The organism is Streptomyces sp. bgisy159 (genome assembly GCF_057707805.1).
Map to the genome: position 1 here is coordinate 35,707 of NZ_JBYIQX010000021.1, position 19,370 is coordinate 55,076.

The 19,370-nt window shown below is 72.9% G+C and carries 18 protein-coding genes; 7 read left to right on the plus strand and 11 right to left on the minus strand.

All coding sequences use genetic code 11. The features are described 5' to 3' along the window. Window positions 1-86: 86 nt before the first annotated feature. The 4 genes from AC3ET3_RS20845 to afsQ1 form a co-directional block, all read right to left on the minus strand. Window positions 87-605, minus strand: a complete 519-nt coding sequence (locus tag AC3ET3_RS20845) for a VanZ family protein (RefSeq protein ID WP_432134841.1) — start codon at window positions 603-605, stop codon at window positions 87-89. A gap of 156 nt (window positions 606-761) precedes the next feature. After that, complete coding sequence (locus AC3ET3_RS20850) at window positions 762-1,364, minus strand: hypothetical protein (protein ID WP_435612656.1); 603 nt, start codon at window positions 1,362-1,364, stop codon at window positions 762-764. 17 nt (window positions 1,365-1,381) lie between these two features. Beyond that, window positions 1,382-2,995, minus strand: coding sequence for an ATP-binding protein (locus tag AC3ET3_RS20855; protein WP_432157043.1), 1,614 nt, complete (start codon window positions 2,993-2,995; stop codon window positions 1,382-1,384). A gap of 88 nt (window positions 2,996-3,083) precedes the next feature. After that, on the minus strand, window positions 3,084-3,761 hold the full coding sequence (afsQ1, locus tag AC3ET3_RS20860) for a two-component system response regulator AfsQ1 (RefSeq protein WP_432134666.1): 678 nt from the start codon (window positions 3,759-3,761) through the stop codon (window positions 3,084-3,086). A 233-nt stretch (window positions 3,762-3,994) separates the two neighbouring features. On the opposite strand from afsQ1, the gene AC3ET3_RS20865 reads away from it, so the two are divergent. Beyond that, window positions 3,995-4,798: a SigE family RNA polymerase sigma factor gene (locus AC3ET3_RS20865; RefSeq protein ID WP_432134667.1), complete on the plus strand. Its 804-nt coding sequence runs from the start codon at window positions 3,995-3,997 to the stop codon at window positions 4,796-4,798. Window positions 4,799-4,947: 149 nt separating this feature from the next. On the opposite strand, the gene AC3ET3_RS20870 is transcribed toward AC3ET3_RS20865, so the two are convergent. Beyond that, window positions 4,948-5,655, minus strand: a complete 708-nt coding sequence (locus AC3ET3_RS20870; protein WP_432134668.1) for a uridine kinase family protein — start codon at window positions 5,653-5,655, stop codon at window positions 4,948-4,950. Window positions 5,656-5,719: 64 nt separating this feature from the next. Here AC3ET3_RS20870 and AC3ET3_RS20875 point away from each other — a divergent pair, with 64 nt between their 5' ends. After that, window positions 5,720-6,145, plus strand: a complete 426-nt coding sequence (locus AC3ET3_RS20875; RefSeq protein ID WP_435612631.1) for a hypothetical protein — start codon at window positions 5,720-5,722, stop codon at window positions 6,143-6,145. A 97-nt stretch (window positions 6,146-6,242) separates the two neighbouring features. Here the strand turns inward: AC3ET3_RS20875 and AC3ET3_RS20880 are convergent, their stop codons facing one another. From AC3ET3_RS20880 to deoC, 3 genes are read right to left on the minus strand one after another with little or no spacing between them, the layout of a single operon-like run. After that, complete coding sequence (locus AC3ET3_RS20880) at window positions 6,243-7,142, minus strand: aldehyde dehydrogenase family protein (protein WP_435612632.1); 900 nt, start codon at window positions 7,140-7,142, stop codon at window positions 6,243-6,245. Further along, the gene (locus AC3ET3_RS20885; protein WP_432157046.1) at window positions 7,139-8,596 is read right to left on the minus strand and encodes an aldehyde dehydrogenase family protein; all 1,458 of its coding nucleotides are present in this window, start codon (window positions 8,594-8,596) and stop codon (window positions 7,139-7,141) included. The genes AC3ET3_RS20880 and AC3ET3_RS20885 overlap by 4 nt, the downstream gene beginning before the upstream one ends. Before the next feature lie 5 nt (window positions 8,597-8,601). After that, a complete protein-coding gene (gene deoC, locus AC3ET3_RS20890; protein WP_432134843.1) occupies window positions 8,602-9,561 on the minus strand; it encodes a deoxyribose-phosphate aldolase in 960 nt (319 codons plus the stop codon). A 246-nt stretch (window positions 9,562-9,807) separates the two neighbouring features. Between deoC and AC3ET3_RS20895 the strand changes: the two genes are divergently transcribed. From AC3ET3_RS20895 to AC3ET3_RS20905, 3 genes are all read left to right on the plus strand, one after another. Beyond that, the gene (locus AC3ET3_RS20895) at window positions 9,808-11,127 is read left to right on the plus strand and encodes a hydroxyacylglutathione hydrolase (RefSeq protein ID WP_432157047.1); all 1,320 of its coding nucleotides are present in this window, start codon (window positions 9,808-9,810) and stop codon (window positions 11,125-11,127) included. Window positions 11,128-11,283: 156 nt separating this feature from the next. After that, complete coding sequence (locus tag AC3ET3_RS20900; protein WP_432134673.1) at window positions 11,284-11,895, plus strand: class F sortase; 612 nt, start codon at window positions 11,284-11,286, stop codon at window positions 11,893-11,895. A 15-nt stretch (window positions 11,896-11,910) separates the two neighbouring features. Further along, window positions 11,911-12,591, plus strand: a complete 681-nt coding sequence (locus AC3ET3_RS20905) for a PH domain-containing protein (RefSeq protein ID WP_432157048.1) — start codon at window positions 11,911-11,913, stop codon at window positions 12,589-12,591. A gap of 875 nt (window positions 12,592-13,466) precedes the next feature. Here the strand turns inward: AC3ET3_RS20905 and AC3ET3_RS20910 are convergent. The 3 genes from AC3ET3_RS20910 to AC3ET3_RS20920 all read right to left on the minus strand — a co-directional run bounded on the left by AC3ET3_RS20910 (window position 13,467) and on the right by AC3ET3_RS20920 (window position 16,650). Next, the gene (locus AC3ET3_RS20910) at window positions 13,467-15,098 is read right to left on the minus strand and encodes a phospho-sugar mutase (RefSeq protein WP_432134675.1); all 1,632 of its coding nucleotides are present in this window, start codon (window positions 15,096-15,098) and stop codon (window positions 13,467-13,469) included. A gap of 103 nt (window positions 15,099-15,201) precedes the next feature. Next, window positions 15,202-16,026, minus strand: a complete 825-nt coding sequence (locus AC3ET3_RS20915; protein WP_432134676.1) for a purine-nucleoside phosphorylase — start codon at window positions 16,024-16,026, stop codon at window positions 15,202-15,204. A gap of 135 nt (window positions 16,027-16,161) precedes the next feature. Beyond that, entirely contained in the window at window positions 16,162-16,650 is a 489-nt protein-coding gene (locus AC3ET3_RS20920; RefSeq protein WP_432134677.1) for a gamma-glutamylcyclotransferase, read from the minus strand. A gap of 97 nt (window positions 16,651-16,747) precedes the next feature. Between AC3ET3_RS20920 and AC3ET3_RS20925 the strand changes: the two genes are divergently transcribed. Continuing rightward, window positions 16,748-18,196 (plus strand): NAD(P)H-quinone dehydrogenase, encoded by a 1,449-nt coding sequence (locus AC3ET3_RS20925; RefSeq protein WP_432134678.1) that lies wholly within the window; start codon window positions 16,748-16,750, stop codon window positions 18,194-18,196. Between the two features lie 120 nt (window positions 18,197-18,316). Further along, window positions 18,317-19,228: a DeoR/GlpR family DNA-binding transcription regulator gene (locus tag AC3ET3_RS20930; RefSeq protein ID WP_488191645.1), complete on the plus strand. Its 912-nt coding sequence runs from the start codon at window positions 18,317-18,319 to the stop codon at window positions 19,226-19,228. Window positions 19,229-19,370: the final 142 nt, after the last annotated feature.

Consider the following 19,370-nt stretch of genomic DNA (forward strand, 5'->3'; position numbering starts at 1 on the left):
GCGGCTCCTTCGTGAGCGTCGGAGGCGCCCTGGTGGCCCCTCGTCCTCCCTCCACGCTACGGAGACGAACCGGACGAAGCGTCGCTCTACGGGGCGATCCCCACCCTGGGAATCGTCGGGGTGAGACCCTGAGACGGCTCCTCCTGCGGCCGGACGGCCCCCGCCCCGCGCTCGGCCCTGCGGCGCAGCCAGGACCGCGACGCCGGTACGACCGCCAGGTGCGCGAGGGCCACCCCGGCCGTGGCCAGCAGCAGCGAGTCGACGTCCACGACCTGACCCGGCACATCGGTCTGCAGCAGCTCCACGGTCAGCGCCAGCAACGCGCCCGCGGCCGTCGTCCGCAGCAGCGAGGCCAGCGGGGACACCCGGAGCCTGCCGTGCACCAGCGGCAGCAGCACGCCCAGCGGGGCCGGCAGTGCGAGCTCCCGGCAGATGCGCAGCGCCGCCACCCGCCAGCCCAGGTCCAGGTCGGCGCGGATGGCGGCGAAGGGATGCCAGTTGGCGGGCATCACCCAGGGCACGTCGAGGGGCCGCAGCGAGTACCAGGCGAGGAAGAGGAGGTGGCCCAGCAGGAGGAGGACACCGGCCGCTCGCGGAGCGCGGATCGTCGGTGACTGGTCGCGTGGCTCCCCGCGCCCCTCGGGGGACGCCGTACCGCCCCGGACATCAACGGTCCCGCTATGACGCTGCACGCCCCCCTAGACGTGCTCTTCGCGACGATCGGTTCCGCGGGGCGGCCCGAGACCCCCGTGAGGTCTCCGTCACGCCCCGGCGACCTGCGAGGACGGCGGCCTGCTGGTGCCGGGGCGGGACCGCACCTCGTCCGTGCACTCGTAGCGGCGCGGCGGGCCGGAGTCCGGGCCGCCCAGCACCACCGAGCCGTCCCCCTCGGCCGCCGCCGAGTCGGAGAAGGTGCACACGATCTGCGCGAGGGCGTACGAGGTCAGGTCGCCGGGCGCCACGCTCAGCCGCAGCGTCTCGTCCGGGTCGTCGGGGCGCGGACCGTCCACGGTCATCCCGCCCCGCACACTCGTGGTGTACCCGGCCTGCTTCTCGGCCGTGGAGGGCCGGCGCGCCAACTGGTCCAGCAGCCCCTGTGCCACCAGGCCGCGCCGCGCGCCGTCCGACGCCCCGGCCGGCACCGGCGCCCACCGGTCCACGGCCACCAGCGACGAGCCGCACAGCAGGAACACCTGCACCGGAACCCCCCGGGCGGGCTGCGTCGCCGTGTCCGCGTCCGACAGCGTGCACCGCACCCGCGACGGGGCGGGCCCGAAGTCCGTCGGCACCTCGGTGGCGCGGATCCCGCACCCGGCGAGCAGGGCCGGCAGGGCCACCGCGGCGAGCAGCCGCCGTGCGGTCATGAGGTGTCGCCCTACGGTCACGAGGCGTTCCCCTTCTCCTTCTCGGGCTGCTCGGCGTGCCGCTCGTCCCGCTCCTCGGCCGGCGGCGAGGCGTCCTTGGGCAAGCGCAGCGTGAACACCGCGCCGCCCTCGGGGGAGTTCGCGGCGGTGATCTCACCGCCGTGGATGTGGGCGTTCTCCAGGGCGATGGACAGCCCCAGACCGCTTCCCTCGGAACGCGGCCGGGAGGCGCTCGCCTTGTAGAACCGGTCGAAGACGTGCGGCAGCACGTCCTCGGGGATGCCGGGGCCGTGGTCGCGCACCGCGATGACGACCTCCGCGCCCCGCTCCTCGCTCGTCTCCTCACGCACCGACACCCGCACCGGGGAGCCACCGTGCTTGAGCGCGTTGCCGATCAGGTTGGCGAGGACGACGTCCAGCCGGCGCGGGTCGATCCGCGCGTGGATGCCCCGTTCGGCGTCCAGGTCCACCGCGTCCAGCCAGGCACGGGCGTCGATGCAGGCGGTGATCTGGTCGGCGACGTCCACGTCGTCCAGCACCAGCCTGGCCGTGCCCGCGTCGAAGCGGGTGACCTCCATCAGGTTCTCGACCAGGTCGCCCAGCCGGCGCGTCTCGCTGACGACCAGTCGCACGGCCGGCTCGATCATCGGGTCCACGCTGCCGGTCTCGGCCTCCAGCTCCTCCTCCAGCACCTCGGTGACCGCCGTGATGGCGGTGAGCGGAGTGCGCAGTTCATGGCTCATGTCCGCGACGAACCGCCGGGAGGCGTCGTCCCGCGCGGCCATGTCCGCGACGCGCTTCTCCAGCGCCTCCGCCGCCAGGTTGAACGTCCGTGACAGGTCGGCCAGTTCGTCGGTGCCCGACACCCGCAGCCGGGTGTCCAGCTTGCCCTCGCCGAGCCGCCGTGCCGCGATGCCGAGGCGGTGCACCGGCTTCAGCACGGTCGTGGCGGCGGCCTGCGCGAGCAGCGCGGCACCGATCAGCGCCAGCCCCGTGGCGATCCCCAGCGACCAGGCCAGCGAGTTGAGGTCCTTGGCCTCCGGCTCCAGCGACTTGCGCATGTAGCCGGTCGGCCCGCCCCCGATCACCTTCGTCCCGGCCACCAGGTACGGCGTGCCGTGTTCGACGACCCGCTGCCAGTACAGGTGGTACGGCGACTTGTTGCCGACGGTCAGCGGCTGCCGCTCGTTCACCGCCGTGCGCAGCGACTCGGGCACGTCGTCCAGCGAGAACCCGCTCAGCCCGCCCGAGCCGCCGTACACGGTCCTGCCGCCGCCGTCGGTGGCCACCAGCAGCACGCTGAAGCGCTGGCTGCTGTTGGCCATCTGCCCGGCGGTGTGCTGCAGTTCGTCCTGGCCGGGGTACTCGGGCAGCGAGCCGGCGCGGTTCTGCATCTCCTGCTGGAAGTCCCGCAGCACAGCCCCCTGGGTGCGGGTGAGCACGGCCTCGCGGTTGAGCCAGTACGCGATGCCGGACGCGGAAACCGCGGCGGTCAGCGCAACCAGCCCGAACACCACGACCAGCCGCAGCCGCAGGCTGGTGAAGCGCAGCCAGGACGGAAGCGGCAGCCGTGACAGAACTCCCTTACGGGCCGCGGCCTCGCCGCGGGACCCCCCTTGCACGTCCGTCACCGTGTCCAATCGTTCGCTTCCCCGCCCGCGCGGCGCGGAGGTGCGGGCTTCGAGGTCGTCCGCGGCCGGGTGGCCGGGCGCGCGTCGCTCACGCGGGCGCGTCCAGGCGGTAGCCGACACCACGGACCGTACGGATCAGCGTCGGGGACGACGGCACGTCCTCGACCTTGGCGCGCAGCCGCTGGACGCACGCGTCCACCAGCCGGGAGTCGCCGAGGTAGTCGTGCTCCCACACCAGCCGCAGCAGCTGCTGGCGCGACAGTGCCTGACCCGGCCGCCGGCTCAGCTCCAGGAGCAGCCGCAGCTCGGTCGGCGTCAGCTGCAGGTCCTCGCCGTTCTTCGTCACGGTCATCGCGGCCCGGTCGATCACCACGTTGCCGAAGGTCGCCGCGTCGTTCGACTCGCGCTCCCCGCGCCGCAGCACGGCCCGGATCCGCGCGTCCAGCACCCGACCCTGCACCGGTTTCACGACGTAGTCGTCGGCACCGGACTCCAGCCCGACGACCACGTCGATGTCGTCGCTGCGCGCGGTCAGCAGGATGATCGGCAGCTGGTCGGTCCGCCGGATCCGCCGGCACACCTCGAAGCCGTCGATTCCGGGCAGCATCACATCCAGCACGATCAGATCCGGTCGCTGCTCGCGCAGGAGCTTCAGACCGTCCTCACCGCTCGCAGCGGTCGCCACGCGGTGTCCCTGGCGCGTCAGTGAGAGCTCCAGGGCCGTCCGGATGGCGTCGTCGTCCTCGATCAGCAACAGGGAAGGCACGGGCTCATTCTGGCCCATGGAGTCGGCTGCGTTCGACCCGTGGGGCGGATACGGCTCGTACCGCCACGGCCTGTGCGCACAGCGTGTCCGTCCTGTGCCGTACCCCTGTGACAGGTCTGTGACAGTCGGCGGACACGGCCATGAAGTGCCCCCGGCAGTCTTTTCGACACCGGCCGACGAGGCATCGCCTCACCGGCCGACGAACACCGGAAGTCCACGACGGGGGGCGCGAGATGAACACGCTGCACAGCATGAGCACCAGCGCAGTGGTCACGCGTCTGCACGATGTGCACCGGGGTTCCGAGAAGTCCGGTGCTGAAGGGGGTACCTCCCGCGCGAGTGCGTTCGAGCGTGGGGGAGGGCGGGGGTGCGCTCGCGGCACCGGGCGTCAGCACACCGGTCACATGACGGTGGTTGACGCGCACACGGGGGAAGCCGCGACGGGGGCCCACGGGGGAGCCGCGTACAGGGAGGACTCGGGGGAGCGGCGACGCTCTCCGGCGGAGTCGGCGGACGCCGAAGCGGCGTTCACCGCCTACGTCCAGGAGCGCCGCGCCTCCCTGTACGCCACCGCCTACCACCTCACCGGTGACCGCTTCGAGGCCGAGGACCTGCTGCAGAGCGCGCTGTTCTCGACGTACAAGGCGTGGGACCGGATCAGTGACAAGGCCGCGGTCGGGGGCTACCTCCGCCGCACCATGACCAACCTGCACATCAGCGCGTGGCGCCGCCGCAAGCTGAACGAGTACCCGACCGAGGAACTGCCGGAGACGCCCGGCGACACGGACGCGATGCGCGGCACCGAGCTGCGCGCGGTCCTGTGGCAGGCGCTGGCCCGGCTGCCCGAGCTCCAGCGGACGATGCTGGTCCTGCGTTACTACGAGGGCCGCACCGACCCGGAGATCGCGGACATCCTCGGCATCAGTGTCGGCACGGTGAAGTCGAGCATCTGGCGGTCGCTCCGCCGGCTGCGCGAGGACGAGGTCCTCAGCTTCGGCCGTGACGAGCAGAGCGCCTTCGGGGAGCTTGTCGCCTGAGGGCAACGGGGGGGGGACCGCGACGGGGGACGCGGTGACGCGGCGACGGGGGAGCCGCGACGGGGGATCCGGGGGGGGGATCCACGGGGGAGCACGACGAGAGCGGGGCTGGAGGGCCGGGGGGTCCGTCCGGCCCCGTTCTCGTACGGTTACGCCGGTGTCCTGGCCTGCGGGGTCCGCCCGCCCGCCGCGGCTGCCGCCAGCCGGCCCAGAGCCTCGTCCCGGTCGCAGGCGTACGCGCCCAACGCGGTCTGCCGGGAGATGATCGAACGTTCCAGCCTCATCAGGCGCCAGCCGCGGCGCAGCAGGAACGGCACCGACTTGCGGCCCTCGCGCAGATCGCGCACGAAGCGGCGGCGGAACGTGGTCACCGGGCCCCGGCTCAGGCACAGCGCGTCGGCCAGCACCCCCAGGTCCCGGCAGCGCTCCACGATCTCCGCCGCGAAGATGCCCTCCGCGATGAACAGCGGGGTCGGCCCGATGTCGACCGTGTCCGCGCCGGTGCGCGCGCTCATCGCGATGTCGTAGACGGGCACGTTCGTGCGGCCCGTGCGGCACAGGTCGGTGATCGCGCTGATCGCCGCGTCCGCGTCCCAGGAGCCGGGGTGGTCCCAGTCGATGTCGGAGCTCCCCGCCACCTGCGGCAGCGTGGGGTCGTCGCCCTCCTTGTAGAAGTCGTCGAGCCGCAGGACCGGCAGGCCGGAGCGGGCTGCGAGGAGGGACTTGCCGGAGCCGGAAGGGCCGCAGAGCAGCACGACTCGCGTGGGTATGGGCGGTTGGGAGCTCACGGGACACCAGTGTGAGGCATCGACCGGCCCGTCAACGACCCCGCGGGTCGGCTTTGAAGCACGCGTCACACCTCAACTACCCTCTGCGTCGACCTGGCTACTTTCCGCAGTGATACAAGAGGTGGCAGCAGCGATGGCCCGTCACGACTCCCCCCACACCCCCACCGCCCGACGCGTACTGGCAGCCCTCGCCACCGCCGGGGCGGCCCTCGGCGCGGGCACCGGCGCCGCGGCCGCGGCGGAGGTTCCGGCCCTGGACGCGGTGAACGCCGGCGAGGTGCTGCACACCAGCCCCACCTCGCTCGGCCGCATCGACCCGCAGGGCGGCCTGAAAGGCCTGACGACCGGCCTCCCCTACGCCGTCGGCACCCTCACCGGCCTCAAGCCCAACCCGCTGGCCGGTACGGGCGTGGACCCGTTGGACAACGGCGTCGGCACCCAGCTCGCCGACTTCCAGCCGCTGACCTCCCAGGCGTTCACCGGCCCGATCGCGCAGGCCCGGTCGATCGGCAGCATGCCGGTGGTGGGGGAGGTGGCGGGGCTGCTGGGCCCCAACTGACGGCACCGGGCAGGGGGGTGGGGAACCGCGCGAGGCGGTCACGGTGTGATGCTCCGCCGTCAACGCCGCGCAGTCCCCGTCCCCTGATCGGTCAGTGCTAGTACGCCGACCCCGACGCGCCCAGCGACCCCGTCGGGTGCCACACCGTCTTGGTCTCCAGGAACGCCGTCATCCGGTCGGTGCCCGGCGTGCGCGCGTAGTCCACAGGCTGTGGACGCAGGACGCGCTTGAGGTTGTCGGCCGCCGCGATCTCCAGCTCCGTCGCCAGCGTCTCGTCGGCACCGGCCAGGTCGATCGCGTTGACGTCCTGGTGGGCGGCGAGCGGCGCCGCGATCTCCGCCGTGCGGCCGGACAGGACGTTGACGACGCCGCCGGGCAGGTCGGACGTCGCCAGGACCTCGCCCAGGGACAGCGCGGGCAGCGGGGACTTCTCGCTCGCGATCACCACCGCCGTGTTGCCGGTCGCGATCACCGGGGCGATCACCGAGACCAGGCCCAGGAAGGACGACTCCTGCGGGGCGAGTACCGCCACCACGCCCGTCGGCTCGGGGGAGGAGAGGTTGAAGTACGGGCCCGCGACCGGGTTGGCGCCGCCGACCACCTGGGCGATCTTGTCGGTCCAGCCCGCGTACCAGACCCAGCGGTCGATCGCCGCGTCCACGACGGCGGCCGCCTTCGACTTCGACAGGCCCTCCGCGTCGGCGACCTCGCGCACGAACTGGTCCCGGCGGCCCTCCAGCATCTCCGCGACGCGGTAGAGGATCTGCCCCCGGTTGTAGGCCGTGGCGCCCGACCAGGCACCGAACGCCTTGCGGGCGGCGACGACCGCGTCACGGGCGTCCTTGCGGCTCGACTGCGGCGCGTTGGCCAGCCAGTTGCCCTTGGAGTCGGTCACTTCGTACACCCGGCCGCTTTCGGAGCGGGGGAACTTGCCCCCGACGTACAGCTTGTAGGTCTTGAAGACAGCGAGACGGGTCGCGTCAGCAGTGTTTTTCATCGCTCGCCCTCCGGGCTCGACGGGGCGAGGTACGCCTCCAGGCCGTGGCGGCCGCCCTCGCGGCCGAAGCCCGACTCCTTGTAGCCGCCGAACGGCGAGGTCGGGTCGAACTTGTTGAACGTGTTGGACCAGATCACGCCCGCCCGCAGCTTGCCGGCGACGGCCAGGATGCGCGAGCCCTTCTCGGTCCAGATGCCCGCCGACAGGCCGTACGGCGTGTTGTTGGCCTTGGCGACGGCCTCGTCGGGCGTACGGAAGGTCAGCACCGACAGGACCGGGCCGAAGATCTCGTCGCGGGCGACGGTGTGGGCCTGGGTGACGTTGGTGAACAGGGTCGGGGCGAACCAGTAGCCGGCCTCGGGGATCTCGCAGGACGGGGACCAGCGCTCGGCGCCCTCCGCCTCGCCCCGCTCCACGAGGGTGGTGATCCGGGCGAGCTGCTCCTCGGAGTTGATCGCGCCGATGTCGGTGTTCTTGTCGAGCGGATCGCCCAGGCGCAGGGTCGACAGCCGCCGCTTCAGGGACTCCAGCAGCTCGTCCTGGACCGACTCCTGGACCAGCAGCCGCGAGCCCGCGCAGCAGACCTGGCCCTGGTTGAAGAAGATGCCGTTGACGATGCCCTCGACGGCCTGGTCGATCGGGGCGTCGTCGAAGACGATGTTGGCGCCCTTGCCGCCCAGTTCCAGCGTGACCTTCTTGTGCGTGCCCGCGACCGAGCGCGCGATCTGCTTGCCGACGGCCGTGGAACCGGTGAAGGCGACCTTGTCCACGTCCGGGTGCGCCACCAGCGCGGCGCCCGTGTCGCCGTAGCCCGGGAGGATGTTCACGACGCCCTTGGGCAGGCCCGCCTGACGGCAGATGTCCGCGAAGAACAGGGCGGACAGCGGGGTGGTCTCGGCCGGCTTCAGCACGACCGTGTTGCCGGTCGCGAGGGCCGGGGCGATCTTCCACGCCAGCATCAGCAGCGGGAAGTTCCAGGGGATGACCTGGCCGGCCACGCCCAGCGGCCGCGGATCGGCGCCGAGGCCCGCGTGGTCGAGCTTGTCGGCCCAGCCCGCGTAGTAGAAGAAGTGCGCGGCGACCAGGGGGAGGTCGGCGTCGCGGGTCTCCTTGATCGGCTTGCCGTTGTCCAGCGTCTCCAGGACGGCCAGTTCACGGCTGCGCTCCTGGATGATCCGGGCGATGCGGAAGAGGTACTTCGCGCGCTCCGCGCCCGGCAGTGCCGACCACTTCGCGAAGGCCCTGCGGGCGGCCTGCACGGCACGGTCCACGTCGGCCTCGCCGGCCTGGGCGACCTCGGAGAGGACTTCCTCGGTCGACGGGCTGACGGTCTTGAAGACCTTGCCGTCGGCGGCCTCGGTGAACTCGCCGTCGATGAACAGGCCGTAGGACGGGGCGATGTCGACGACCGAGCGGGACTCGGGCGCGGGTGCGTATTCGAAGGGGGAGGTCATGTCGGTCAGTCCACCGTCACGTAGTCGGGGCCGGAGTAGCGGCCGGTGGCCAGCTTCTGGCGCTGCATGAGCAGGTCGTTCAGCAGCGAGGAGGCGCCGAAGCGGAACCAGTGGTTGTCCAGCCAGTCCGCGCCGGCGGTCTCGTTGACCAGGACCAGGAACTTGATCGCGTCCTTGGTGGTGCGGATGCCGCCCGCGGGCTTCACCCCGACCTGTACCCCGGTCTGGGCGCGGAAGTCGCGGACGGCCTCCAGCATCAGCAGGGTGTTGGCGGGGGTTGCGTTCACCGCGACCTTGCCCGTCGAGGTCTTGATGAAGTCGGCGCCGGCGAGCATGCCGAGCCAGCTGGCGCGGCGGATGTTGTCGTACGTCGAGAGCTCGCCGGTCTCGAAGATGACCTTCAGGCGGGCCGACGTCCCGCAGGCCTCCTTCACCGCGACGATCTCGTCGTACACCTTCAGGTACCGGCCCGCGAGGAACGCCCCGCGGTCGATGACCATGTCGATCTCGTCGGCGCCCGCGGCGACGGCGTCCCGCACGTCGGCCAGTTTCACGTCGAGCGCGGCGCGGCCCGCGGGGAAGGCGGTGGCGACCGAGGCGACCTTCACACCGGAGCCGGCGACGGCCTGCTTGGCGACGGCCACCATGTCGGGATAGACGCAGACCGCGGCCGTGGTGGGCGTGGAGCGGTCGGTCGGGTCGGGGTGGACCGCCTTGGCGCCGAGCGCCCGGACCTTGCCCGGGGTGTCCGCGCCTTCCAGCGTCGTCAGGTCGACCATCGAGATGGCGAGGTCGATGGCGTACGCCTTCGCGGTGGTCTTGATGGAACGGGTGCCGAGCGAGGCGGCGCGCGCCTCCAGGCCGACCGCGTCGACGCCGGGCAGCCCGTGGAGGAAGCGGCGCAGCGTGCTGTCGGACGCGGTGGCGTCCCGGAGAGCGTGCGCGACAGGTGCAGTACTGGGCATGGTCACCAGACGAGCATATCTACGCGCGTAGCGGCTGTATACCCCGGCGACGTGAACGGCTTGCCCGGCGGAGCGGAAGTGACCCCTGTCACGCCTCTGTGACATGGAACGGACAGGTCCGTCTTACAAGATCACTAGTTTTGTTCCTGCAGCCGAAACCACGCCGCCCCGGTCGCCACAGGGAGCCAGTGAAACCGGCATGCGACTCTCTCATCCAACCGTGCTCGACATCGACTTGGAGTCGTCATGCGCCGCCAGATCCTCCGTACCGCCGTCACGGCCGCCGCTCTCGGTGCCGCGGTCCTCGCGCCCGTCGCCACCGCTTTCGCGGCCGACGGTCCCGCCCCGGCCGCCGCCTCCGCGGCAGGCGAGGAGGCCGGCACCGCGACGCTGCTGGACGGGCTGACCGGCAAGATCTACAAGCAGGGCGAGCACACCTATCACGCCGCCGTCTACCGCGGCGACACCCTGCTGGGCGCGCTCCGGGTGACCAGCGACTCCGGCGCGATCGTCAAGGACTACCGCGTCTACGGGACGGTCCGCGTCATCCTGTCCTCCGACGGCACCCTGACCTCCCAGCGCGCGCAGGCCGGTGACCCGGCCGGTGAGCCGGCGGGCACGTACCGGCTCGAAGGTGGCCTGACCGCCCGGGTCTTCGAGATGAACGGGACCCTGTTCGACGCCACGGTCCACGCCCAGAACGGCACCCTGCTCGGCAAGCTGCACGCCGGCACCGGCTCCGGCGCCCACCCGACGGACACCAAGGTCTTCCACGGAGTGCGGGTCACTCTGCACTCCGACGGCAAGGTCACCAGCGAGCCCGCTGACGCGGGCGGCGACGCCAAGGGCACCCTCGTACGGACCGAGACGCTGTCCGACGGGTCGCTCCTCAAGATCTACCAGCTCTCGATGAACCACTACCGGGCCGAGAACATCGTCGACGGCAGCGTCATCGGCACCCTCGACGCCGACGGCCGCGCCGTCGCCGGACAGCACAACGGCCTCTACATGGTGCTCACCCCGGACGGCACCACCTACCACTGGACCGGGAACACCGTCACGGGCGGCAAGCTGGGCAGGTACAAGCTGCCCAACGGCAAGATCGTCGAGCTGCTGCACAAGAACGGCGTCTACGGCCTGGACGCCTTCCGGGACGGCCACTCGCTCGGCATCCTGTGGGCCGACGGCGACGAGTCGGTGATCGGCCAGGACGACGTCACCGTCGTCGTGCTGAACCCCGACGGCTCCTTCAGCAACTACATCATCGGCCGGAAGCAGCAGGGCCCGGCGGTGTTCATCGGCGACGAGAAGGAGGACGGCGGCCAGGACGCCGGCAAGTCCGGCTCCGGCACCGGACAGGGCACCACGCCGGCCGGCGACGTCCGGACCACGACCGCCCAGACCACCGTCGTGCCGCGGGGTGCCGTCGCCGCCGGCGCGGAGCTGTCCACGGACGGCTCCACGGGTGACGGCGACACCGTGCTCGTCGCCTCCGGCGCGGGGGCCGCCGCGCTCGCCGCCGCGGGCCTCGGCTTCGTGTTCTTCGTCCGCCGCCGCACCGACTGAGGACGGTGTGCGCCCACGGCCCGGCTCCGGTGCGCCGGAGCCGGGCCGCGGGGCGCCCTGCCCGACGCGTCAGCCACGTCCGACCCGTCAGCCACTCCGGACGCGGCGGACACGACACGGTGGCCCGTCCGTTCCGTCCCCCCCCCAGGAAGGCACATGTCCCCCCGACGAACCGCCGCGGCGCTGTTCACCCTCCTCGCCGCCGCCACGCTGCTCGGATGCGGCAGCGATCACGAGGAACCGCCGGCCACCCCGCCCGCCCACGTCCGGCCCACCACCGCCGCACCTGCCTCCCCTGCGGAGACCGTCCGGCCGATGGCCGCGGCGAAGCCCGTCCGGGTGCGCATCCCCGCCGCCGGAGTCGACACCGGGCCCGTCCTGGAGCTCGGTCTGGCCGCCGACGGCACCGTCGAGGTGCCCCCGGCGGAGCAGGCCGACCGCATCGGCTGGTACGACAAGGGCGTGACACCCGGTGAGACCGGACCCGCCGTCCTCATCGGCCACTTCGACACCGCGAAGGGCCCGGCCGTGCTGAGGAACGTCGCGCGGATCGAGGCCGGCGACACGATCAGCGTCTCCCGCGCCGACGGAACGACAGCGGACTTCCGCGTCCGCGAGATCGAGCAGGTGGACAAGAAGACGTTCCCCACCGACAAGGTCTACGGGAACACCACGCGCCCCGAGCTGCGCCTGATCACCTGCGGGGGAGACCTCGTGGACGGCCACCGGCCCGACAACATCATCCTTTACGCCGACCTCGTGGCGTGAGGCAGAATCGGGGCCATGACGAGCCCCGATCACCAGTCACCCGCGCCGCAGCCCCCGGAGCCCGAGTTCCCGGACCGGGTGTACCGGTCGTCGATGGCGGTCGCCGGCGGCGTTGCCCTGCTCGCCGTCATGGCATGGCTCGGCATCGACGCGATCGTCAACGGCGACGGGCGTACGCCGTGGCTGGCGCTGGCCGGGATGATCCTCGCGGTGCCGCTGGTGGTGGCCTTCACGCTGCGGCCCGCCGTCTACGCGGGCCAGGACCGGCTGCGGGTGCGCAACCCGTTCCGCGTGATCGTGGTGCCGTGGGGGCAGGTGGCCGGACTGCGCTCCGGGTACTCCAACGAGCTCTTCACCGAGGACGGGCGCAAGTTCCAGCTCTGGTCCGTCCCGGTCTCCCTGCGGGCGCGCAAGCGGGCGGCCCGGCAGGAGGCGCGCGCCACGCAGCAGCGGACCGAGGGGCGGGACGCCCGGGACCCCGCCGGCCACGGGCCCGTCCCGCGGCGCGGCGCCCCGCAGGAAGGGCCCGTGCGCGCGGCCACCGACAAGGTCATGGACGAACTGCGTGAGCTGCAGGAGAGCCGCGCCGGCGCGCCGAGTGCCCAGGGCGAGGTGAGCGTCCGCTGGGCATGGGAGATCCTCGGACCGGCGCTGGCGGGCGCGGTGGTCCTCGTGATCGTCGCCGCCATGGGGTGACCTGGGCGCTCCTGGCCGGACGGCTTCGCCGCCCGGTCCTTTCGCGTTGCCGAGGCCGGTAAGGACACGCCGGGCCGGGCCGGGACCAGTCGGCCACCGCGGTTCGGTCACGCGGTGAGCGCCACGCGTTCTTCCCGCCGCACCTGCCGCCCCCGCTGTAGCCCGCCGCACGGTGCACTCCCGCGCCTGTGGCGCCTCCTGCACGCCGCACCCCCGCGCCCGTGGCGCCTCCCGCACGCTGTGCCTCTGCGCCCGTGGATCATCCCCCGCGCTGCATCCCCGCGCCTGTGGCGCCTCCTGCACGCCGCACCCCCGCGCCCGTGGCGCCTCCCGCACGCTGTGCCTCTGCGCCCGTGGATCATCCCCCGCGCTGCATCCCCGCGCCTGTGGCTCCTCCCGCACGCCGCACCCCCGCGCCCGTGGCGCCTCCCGCACGCTGTGCCTCTGCGCCCGTGGATCATCCCCCGCGCTGCATCCCCGTGCCCGTGGCGCCTCCCGCACGCCGCACCCCCGCGCCCGTGCCCCTCGTCCGCGTGCTCGCGCCCGTCCGTCCGGCGGGTGCGGCCGATGTCGGCCCGGCCCTGGCCGTGCTCCGCTCGCCGGTGGCCGCCTGGGCGCGGCAGCGGTGGGGCAGGGGCGGCCGCGAGGGCGTCGGGGTGTCGTCGGGAGCCCGGCAGGCGGTCGCTCGGCGAGGTGGCGGGGGCGGCGCGGGACCCGGCGGCGGCTTCGCAGGCGCCCCCGGCGCCGGGTGGGCAGTCCGGCGTCCCCGGGGGTGGCTTCTGTCCGTGTCCCACAGTGCGGCCGCGCTGCGGCATCACCCGATGAGCCGCCTCCCTCCGGGTGAGGGGGCGGCCCGCCGGGTGACGTCCGGGCCGTCAGATACCCGCGGCGGCGGAGAGGTCCCCCTTGATCGCCGTCAGCAGGTCCGTCGCCTTCGCCCGGGCCGCCGCCAGGTCGGCGTGCGTCCCGACCGGCACGACGACCTCCAGGTAGCACTTGAGCTTGGGCTCGGTGCCGCTGGGGCGGACGATGACGCGGGCCCCGGTGAGGGTGTAGCGCAGGCCGTCGGTGGGCGGCAGGGTCTTCGTACCCCGGGTGAGGTCCTCCGCCTCGGTGATCGTCAGGCCGGCGAGGGACGTCGGCGGCTGCTCGCGCAGGCGGCGCATGGCGTCGGCGATCACCGAGAGGTCCTGGACGCGGACCGAGAGCTGGTCGGTGGCGTGCAGGCCGTGTTCGACGGCGATGTCGTCGAGCAGGTCGAGGAGCGTGCGGTTCTGCTCCTTCAGCTCGGAGGCGAGCTCGGTGATCAGCAGGGCGGCGGTGATGCCGTCCTTGTCGCGCACGCCCTCGGGGTCCACGCAGTAGCCGAGGGCCTCCTCGTAGCCGTAGCGCAGGTCGTCCACGCGGGCGATCCACTTGAAGCCGGTCAGGGTCTCCTCGTAGCCGAGGCCCGCCTTCTCGGCGATGCGGCCGAGGAGGGAGGAGGAGACGATCGACTCCGCGAAGGTGCCCGTCACACCGCGTGCGACGAGGTGGGCGGCGAGCAGGGCGCCGACCTCGTCACCGCGCAGCATGCGCCAGTCGGCGCCGTCCCGGACGGCCACGGCGCACCGGTCGGCGTCGGGGTCGTTGGCGATGACCAGGTCAGGGCCGGTCTCGCGGGCCTTGGCGAAGGCCAGGTCCATCGCACCGGGCTCTTCCGGGTTGGGGAAGGCGACCGTGGGGAATTCGGGGTCCGGTTCGGCCTGCTCGGCGACGAGGACAGGAGCCGGGAAGCCGGCCCGGGCGAAGGCGGCCAGGACGACGTCCTTGCCGACGCCGTGCATGGCCGTGTAGACCGTGCGGGCCGTGCGCGGGGAGGCGGGGGACAGGACCGCGTCCGTGCGGGCGAGGTAGGCGTCCAGGACCGAGTCGTCCAGGGTCTGCCAGCCCTCGGTGGGGCGGTCGACCGTGGTCAGGCTCGGGATCGCGGCGATCTCGGCGGCGATCTCGGCGTCGGCGGGCGGCACGATCTGGGAGCCGTCGCCGAGGTAGACCTTGTAGCCGTTGTCGCGGGGCGGGTTGTGGCTCGCGGTGACCTCCACGCCCGCGACCGCGCCGAGGTGCCTTATGGCGAAGGCGAGCACGGGGGTGGGCAGGGGGCGGGGCAGAACGGCCGCGCGCAGGCCGGCGCCGGTCATCACGGCGGCGGTGTCGCGGGCGAAGTCGGCCGACTTGTGGCGGGCGTCGTAGCCGATGACGACCAGGCCACCGTCCCCGCCCCGCTTCTTCAGATAGGCGGCCAGTCCGGCGGCCGCGCGAATGACGACCGAGCGGTTCATGCGCATCGGGCCGGCGCCCAGTTCGCCCCGCAGGCCGGCGGTGCCGAACTGGAGGGTGCCGGCGAAGCGGGCGGCGAGTTCCGTGACGTCGCCCGCCTCGATCAGCGCGGCGAGCTCGGCGCGGGTCTCGGGGTCCGGGTCCTCGGTGAGCCACGCGTCGGCCCGTGCCATCAGGTCGTCTTGCACGTCGGATCAACCTCTCTGGTGTTCGGTTGTGCGGTGTCCGTCCCCTGGGGCTCCCGCCCCCTGCGACCCCGCCGGGGGCCCGGCCCCCGGCGGGTGCCCGGCGCTACAGGCGGTTCAGGACCTGGGCCAGGAGGGTGCCCATGCGGGCGGCGGAGTCACGACCGGCCTGGAGCACCTCCTCGTGGTTCAGGGGCTCGCCGGTCATACCGGCGGCGAGGTTGGTGACCAGGGAGATGCCGAGCACCTCGGCGCCCGCCTCGCGGGCCGCGATGGCCTCCAGCACGGTCGACATGCCGACGAGGTCGGCGCCGATGACCCGGGCCATCCGGATCTCGGCCGGCGTCTCGTAGTGCGGGCCGGGGAACTGGGCGTAGACGCCCTCCTCCAGCGTCGGGTCGACCTCCTTGCACAGCGCGCGCAGGCGCGGGGAGTAGAGGTCCGTGAGGTCCACGAAGTTCGCGCCCACGATCGGCGACGTCGCCGTGAGGTTGATGTGGTCGCTGATCAGCACGGGCTGGCCGGGGCGCATGCCCTCGCGCAGACCGCCGCAGCCGTTGGTGAGGACCACCGTCTTGCAGCCGGCGGCGGCGGCGGTGCGTACGCCGTGCGCGACGGCGGCGACACCGCGGCCCTCGTAGTAGTGCGTGCGGCCGAGGAAGACCAGGGCGCGCTTGTCACCGATCCGGTACGAGCGGATCTTGCCGCCGTGGCCCGCGACCGCCGGCGGCGGGAAGCCGGGCAGCTCGGTGACCTGGAACTCGGCGTCGGGGGCGCCGAGGGCGTCCACGGCCGGAGCCCAGCCGGAGCCCATCACGAGGGCGACGTCGTGGGTCTCGGCGCCCGTCAGCTCCCGCAGGCGCACGGCGGCGGCGTCGGCGGCGGCACGGGGGTCGCCCTGGATGTCGTCCGGAAGAAGAGAAGCGTTCACGGGTTGAGGGTAGCCCTTTTCCGCCTACGCGCGTAGATGACGGGGCGCACGGGACGGCGATCGTTGTCTTGTCGTTTCCGACGAAGGCCCGGTCGGCCGGGGTGGACGGGGTCCGGTCGGGGCGGCCGGACTCCGTCAGCAGGGCCGCTTGCGCAGCTCCATCACGTAGTCGTGGGGGGCGCCGGCCGACTCCGCCGCGTCGGCGATCTCGCCGAGGTAGCGGGCCGAGGGCAGGCCGCCCTCGTAGCCGTTGAGGACGTACGCCCAGGCGGGCTCCTCACCGTCCAGGGTGTGGACGCGGACCCGGACCCGGCGGTAGACGTCCAGGCCGACGCCCTCCCAGCGGTCCAGCGTCTCCTCGTCCATCGCGGCGATGTCGTACAGCGCGACGAAGACCTGGGACAGCGGGTCCTCGACGATGGTCGCCAGCGCACCGCTCCAGCCCTCGGCGAGGCCCGCGTCGGCGGCGCCCTCCGGGCCGGCCGGGGGAAGCCCCCAGTGCTCGCCGCCGAAGGTCAGCCGCCACCCGTTCAGCCAGCCGGTGGCGCGCAGCGGCGAGTGGGGGGCGCGGCGGGTCATCAGCCGCGCGTCGAGATTGCCGGCGTACGCGGCGTAGAGCGACATGGGGAGAGGGTACGGCAGGCGGCACAGGCGTCACTCCGGTAACGGCCCCGCCGCTCCGCGAGCCCCCGGGCGGTGGCACCGCGACGCGTGCGGGACAATGGAGTACGTGACTCGGATCGTGATCATCGGTGGCGGACCCGGCGGATATGAAGCGGCGCTGGTCGCCGCGCAGCTCGGCGCGGAGGTGACCGTCGTCGACTGCGACGGTCTGGGCGGAGCGTCGGTGCTGACCGACTGCGTGCCGTCGAAGACCCTGATCGCCACGGCCGAGGTGATGACCACCTTCGACTCCTCGTACGAGGAGCTCGGCATCATCGTCGCCGACGACACCCCGCCCCTGGAGCAGTCCGCCCGGGTGGTCGGCGTCGACCTGGGCAAGGTGAACCGGCGTGTGAAGCGCCTCGCGCTCGCCCAGTCGCACGACATCACCGCCTCCGTCACCCGGGCCGGCGCCCGGGTCATGCGCGGCCGGGGCCGGCTGGACGGCGGGCAGTCGCTCGACGGCTCCCGCAAGGTCGTCGTGTCCGTCGCCGACGGCACCGAGGAGACCCTCACCGCCGACGCCGTGCTCATCGCCACCGGCGGCCACCCGCGCGAGCTGCCCGACGCCCAGCCGGACGGCGAGCGCATCCTGAACTGGACCCAGGTGTACGACCTGACCGAGTTGCCCGAGGAACTCATCGTGGTCGGCTCCGGTGTCACCGGCGCCGAGTTCGCCGGCGCCTACCAGGCCCTCGGGTCGCGGGTCACCCTCGTCTCCTCCCGGGACCGCGTGCTGCCCGGCGAGGACCCGGACGCCGCCGCCGTCCTGGAGGACGTCTTCCGCCGCCGCGGCATGAACGTCATGGCCCGCTCCCGCGCCCAGTCCGCCAAGCGGGTCGGCGACCGGGTCGAGGTCACCCTGGCCGACGGCCGGGTCATCACCGGCAGCCACTGCCTCATGGCCGTCGGCGCCATCCCCAACAGCGAGGGCCTCGGCCTGGAGGAGGCCGGCGTCAGGCTCCGCGACTCCGGCCACATCTGGACCGACCGCGTCTCGCGCACCACGGCCCCGAACGTGTACGCGGCAGGTGACGTCACCGGCGTCTTCGCCCTCGCCTCGGTCGCCGCGATGCAGGGACGCATCGCCATGTACCACTTCCTGGGTGACGCGGTGGCCCCGCTGAACCTGAAGACGGTCTCGTCGAACGTTTTCACCGACCCGGAGATCGCCACCGTCGGCTACACCCAGGCCGACGTCGAGGCCGGCAAGATCGACGCCCGGGTGGTGAAGCTGCCGCTGCTGCGCAACCCGCGCGCCAAGATGCAGGGCATCCGGGACGGCTTCGTCAAGATCTTCTGCCGTCCGGGCACCGGGATCGTGGTCGGCGGTGTGGTCGTGGCGCCGCGCGCCTCGGAACTGATCCACCCCATCTCGATCGCCGTCGACAACAATCTGACGGTCGAACAGATCGCGAACGCGTTCACCGTGTACCCGTCCCTGTCGGGCTCGATCGCCGAAGTGGCACGTCAACTGCACACCAGGAAGACCGCTGGGGAGATCTGACCCCCTATACCACTTCCCGCCCCGCTGTGCGAACAATTTCTGTTATTCAGTGCAAACAGCTGAACGCAGTCGGTCGTTGGGGTTACTGTCAGTTTCGTGTTCGCTGCAGAACGTCGCCAATTGATCCTCGAAATGGTGCGGGCGAACGGGGCCGTGTCGCTCCGTGAGCTCGCCCGCGTCGTCCAGACCTCCGAAGTGACCGTACGGCGGGACGTGCGCGCACTGGAGGCAGAAGGACTCCTCGACCGCCGGCACGGCGGTGCGGTACTGCCGGGCGGGTTCACGCGGGAGTCCGGCTTTCCGCAGAAATCGCATCTCGCGACCGCCGAGAAGACGGCCATCGCCGACCTCGCCGCGAACTTCGTGGAGGAGGGGGAGGCCATCGTCGTCGGGGCGGGGACCACCACCCAGGAGCTGGCCCGCCGGCTCGCCCGGGTGCCCGGACTCACCGTCGTCACCAACTCCCTGCTCGTCGCCCAGGCGCTGGCCCACGCGAACCGGGTCGAGGTCGTGATGACCGGCGGCACGCTGCGCGGGTCCAACTACGCCCTCGTCGGCAGCGGCGCCGAACAGTCCCTCCAGGGGCTGCGGGTGTCCCGGGCCTTCATCTCCGGCAGTGGGCTGACCGCCGAGCGCGGGCTGTCCACGTCGAACATGCTCTCCGCGTCCGTCGACCGGGCGCTGGTGCAGGCCGCCGCCGAGGTCGTGGTCCTGGCCGACCACACCAAGCTCGGCACCGACACGATGTTCCAGACGGTGCCGACGGACCTGATCACCCGGCTGGTCACGGACGAGCCGCCGGCCCATGACGACCGGGCCCAGACGGAACTCCAGGCGCTCGCGGACCAGGGCGTGCAGATCGCCGTGGCGGGAGCCTCGGGAAACGGTGAGCCCGCCGGGCGGCAGCAGCGCAGGGACGTGGCCCTGCCCGCGCCGCGCCGGGTGCCCTCGGGGCTGCGGTCGGCGCCGGTGATGGGGGACCCGGGGGCGGGCGCCGAGCGGGCGCGCGTCGCCGACCTGCGGCGGCGGTAGCCGCCGGTTGCCTCCGGCGGTGCGGGGACGCCGCGGATGCGTGGGGTTCGGTCTGCGGGTGCGGGTGCGGGTGCGGGTGCGGGTGCGGGTGCGTGGGTGGCTGGTCGCGCAGTTCCCCGCGCCCCTGGTGCGCAGTTCCCCG

Excerpts from the sequence above, each read along its gene's own strand:
- AC3ET3_RS20850 (WP_435612656.1), bottom strand. The coding sequence starts at position 1,364 with ATGACCGCACGGCGGCTGCTCGCCGCGGTGGCCCTGCCGGCCCTGCTC.
- AC3ET3_RS20865 (WP_432134667.1), top strand. The coding sequence starts at position 3,995 with ATGAACACGCTGCACAGCATGAGCACCAGCGCAGTGGTCACGCGTCTG.
- AC3ET3_RS20875 (WP_435612631.1), top strand. The coding sequence starts at position 5,720 with ATGGCCCGTCACGACTCCCCCCACACCCCCACCGCCCGACGCGTACTG.
- AC3ET3_RS20880 (WP_435612632.1), bottom strand. The coding sequence starts at position 7,142 with ATGAAAAACACTGCTGACGCGACCCGTCTCGCTGTCTTCAAGACCTAC.
- AC3ET3_RS20885 (WP_432157046.1), bottom strand. The coding sequence starts at position 8,596 with ATGACCTCCCCCTTCGAATACGCACCCGCGCCCGAGTCCCGCTCGGTC.
- deoC (WP_432134843.1), bottom strand. The coding sequence starts at position 9,561 with ATGCCCAGTACTGCACCTGTCGCGCACGCTCTCCGGGACGCCACCGCG.
- AC3ET3_RS20895 (WP_432157047.1), top strand. The coding sequence starts at position 9,808 with ATGCGCCGCCAGATCCTCCGTACCGCCGTCACGGCCGCCGCTCTCGGT.
- AC3ET3_RS20900 (WP_432134673.1), top strand. The coding sequence starts at position 11,284 with ATGTCCCCCCGACGAACCGCCGCGGCGCTGTTCACCCTCCTCGCCGCC.
- AC3ET3_RS20905 (WP_432157048.1), top strand. The coding sequence starts at position 11,911 with ATGACGAGCCCCGATCACCAGTCACCCGCGCCGCAGCCCCCGGAGCCC.
- AC3ET3_RS20920 (WP_432134677.1), bottom strand. The coding sequence starts at position 16,650 with ATGTCGCTCTACGCCGCGTACGCCGGCAATCTCGACGCGCGGCTGATG.
- AC3ET3_RS20925 (WP_432134678.1), top strand. The coding sequence starts at position 16,748 with ATGGAGTACGTGACTCGGATCGTGATCATCGGTGGCGGACCCGGCGGA.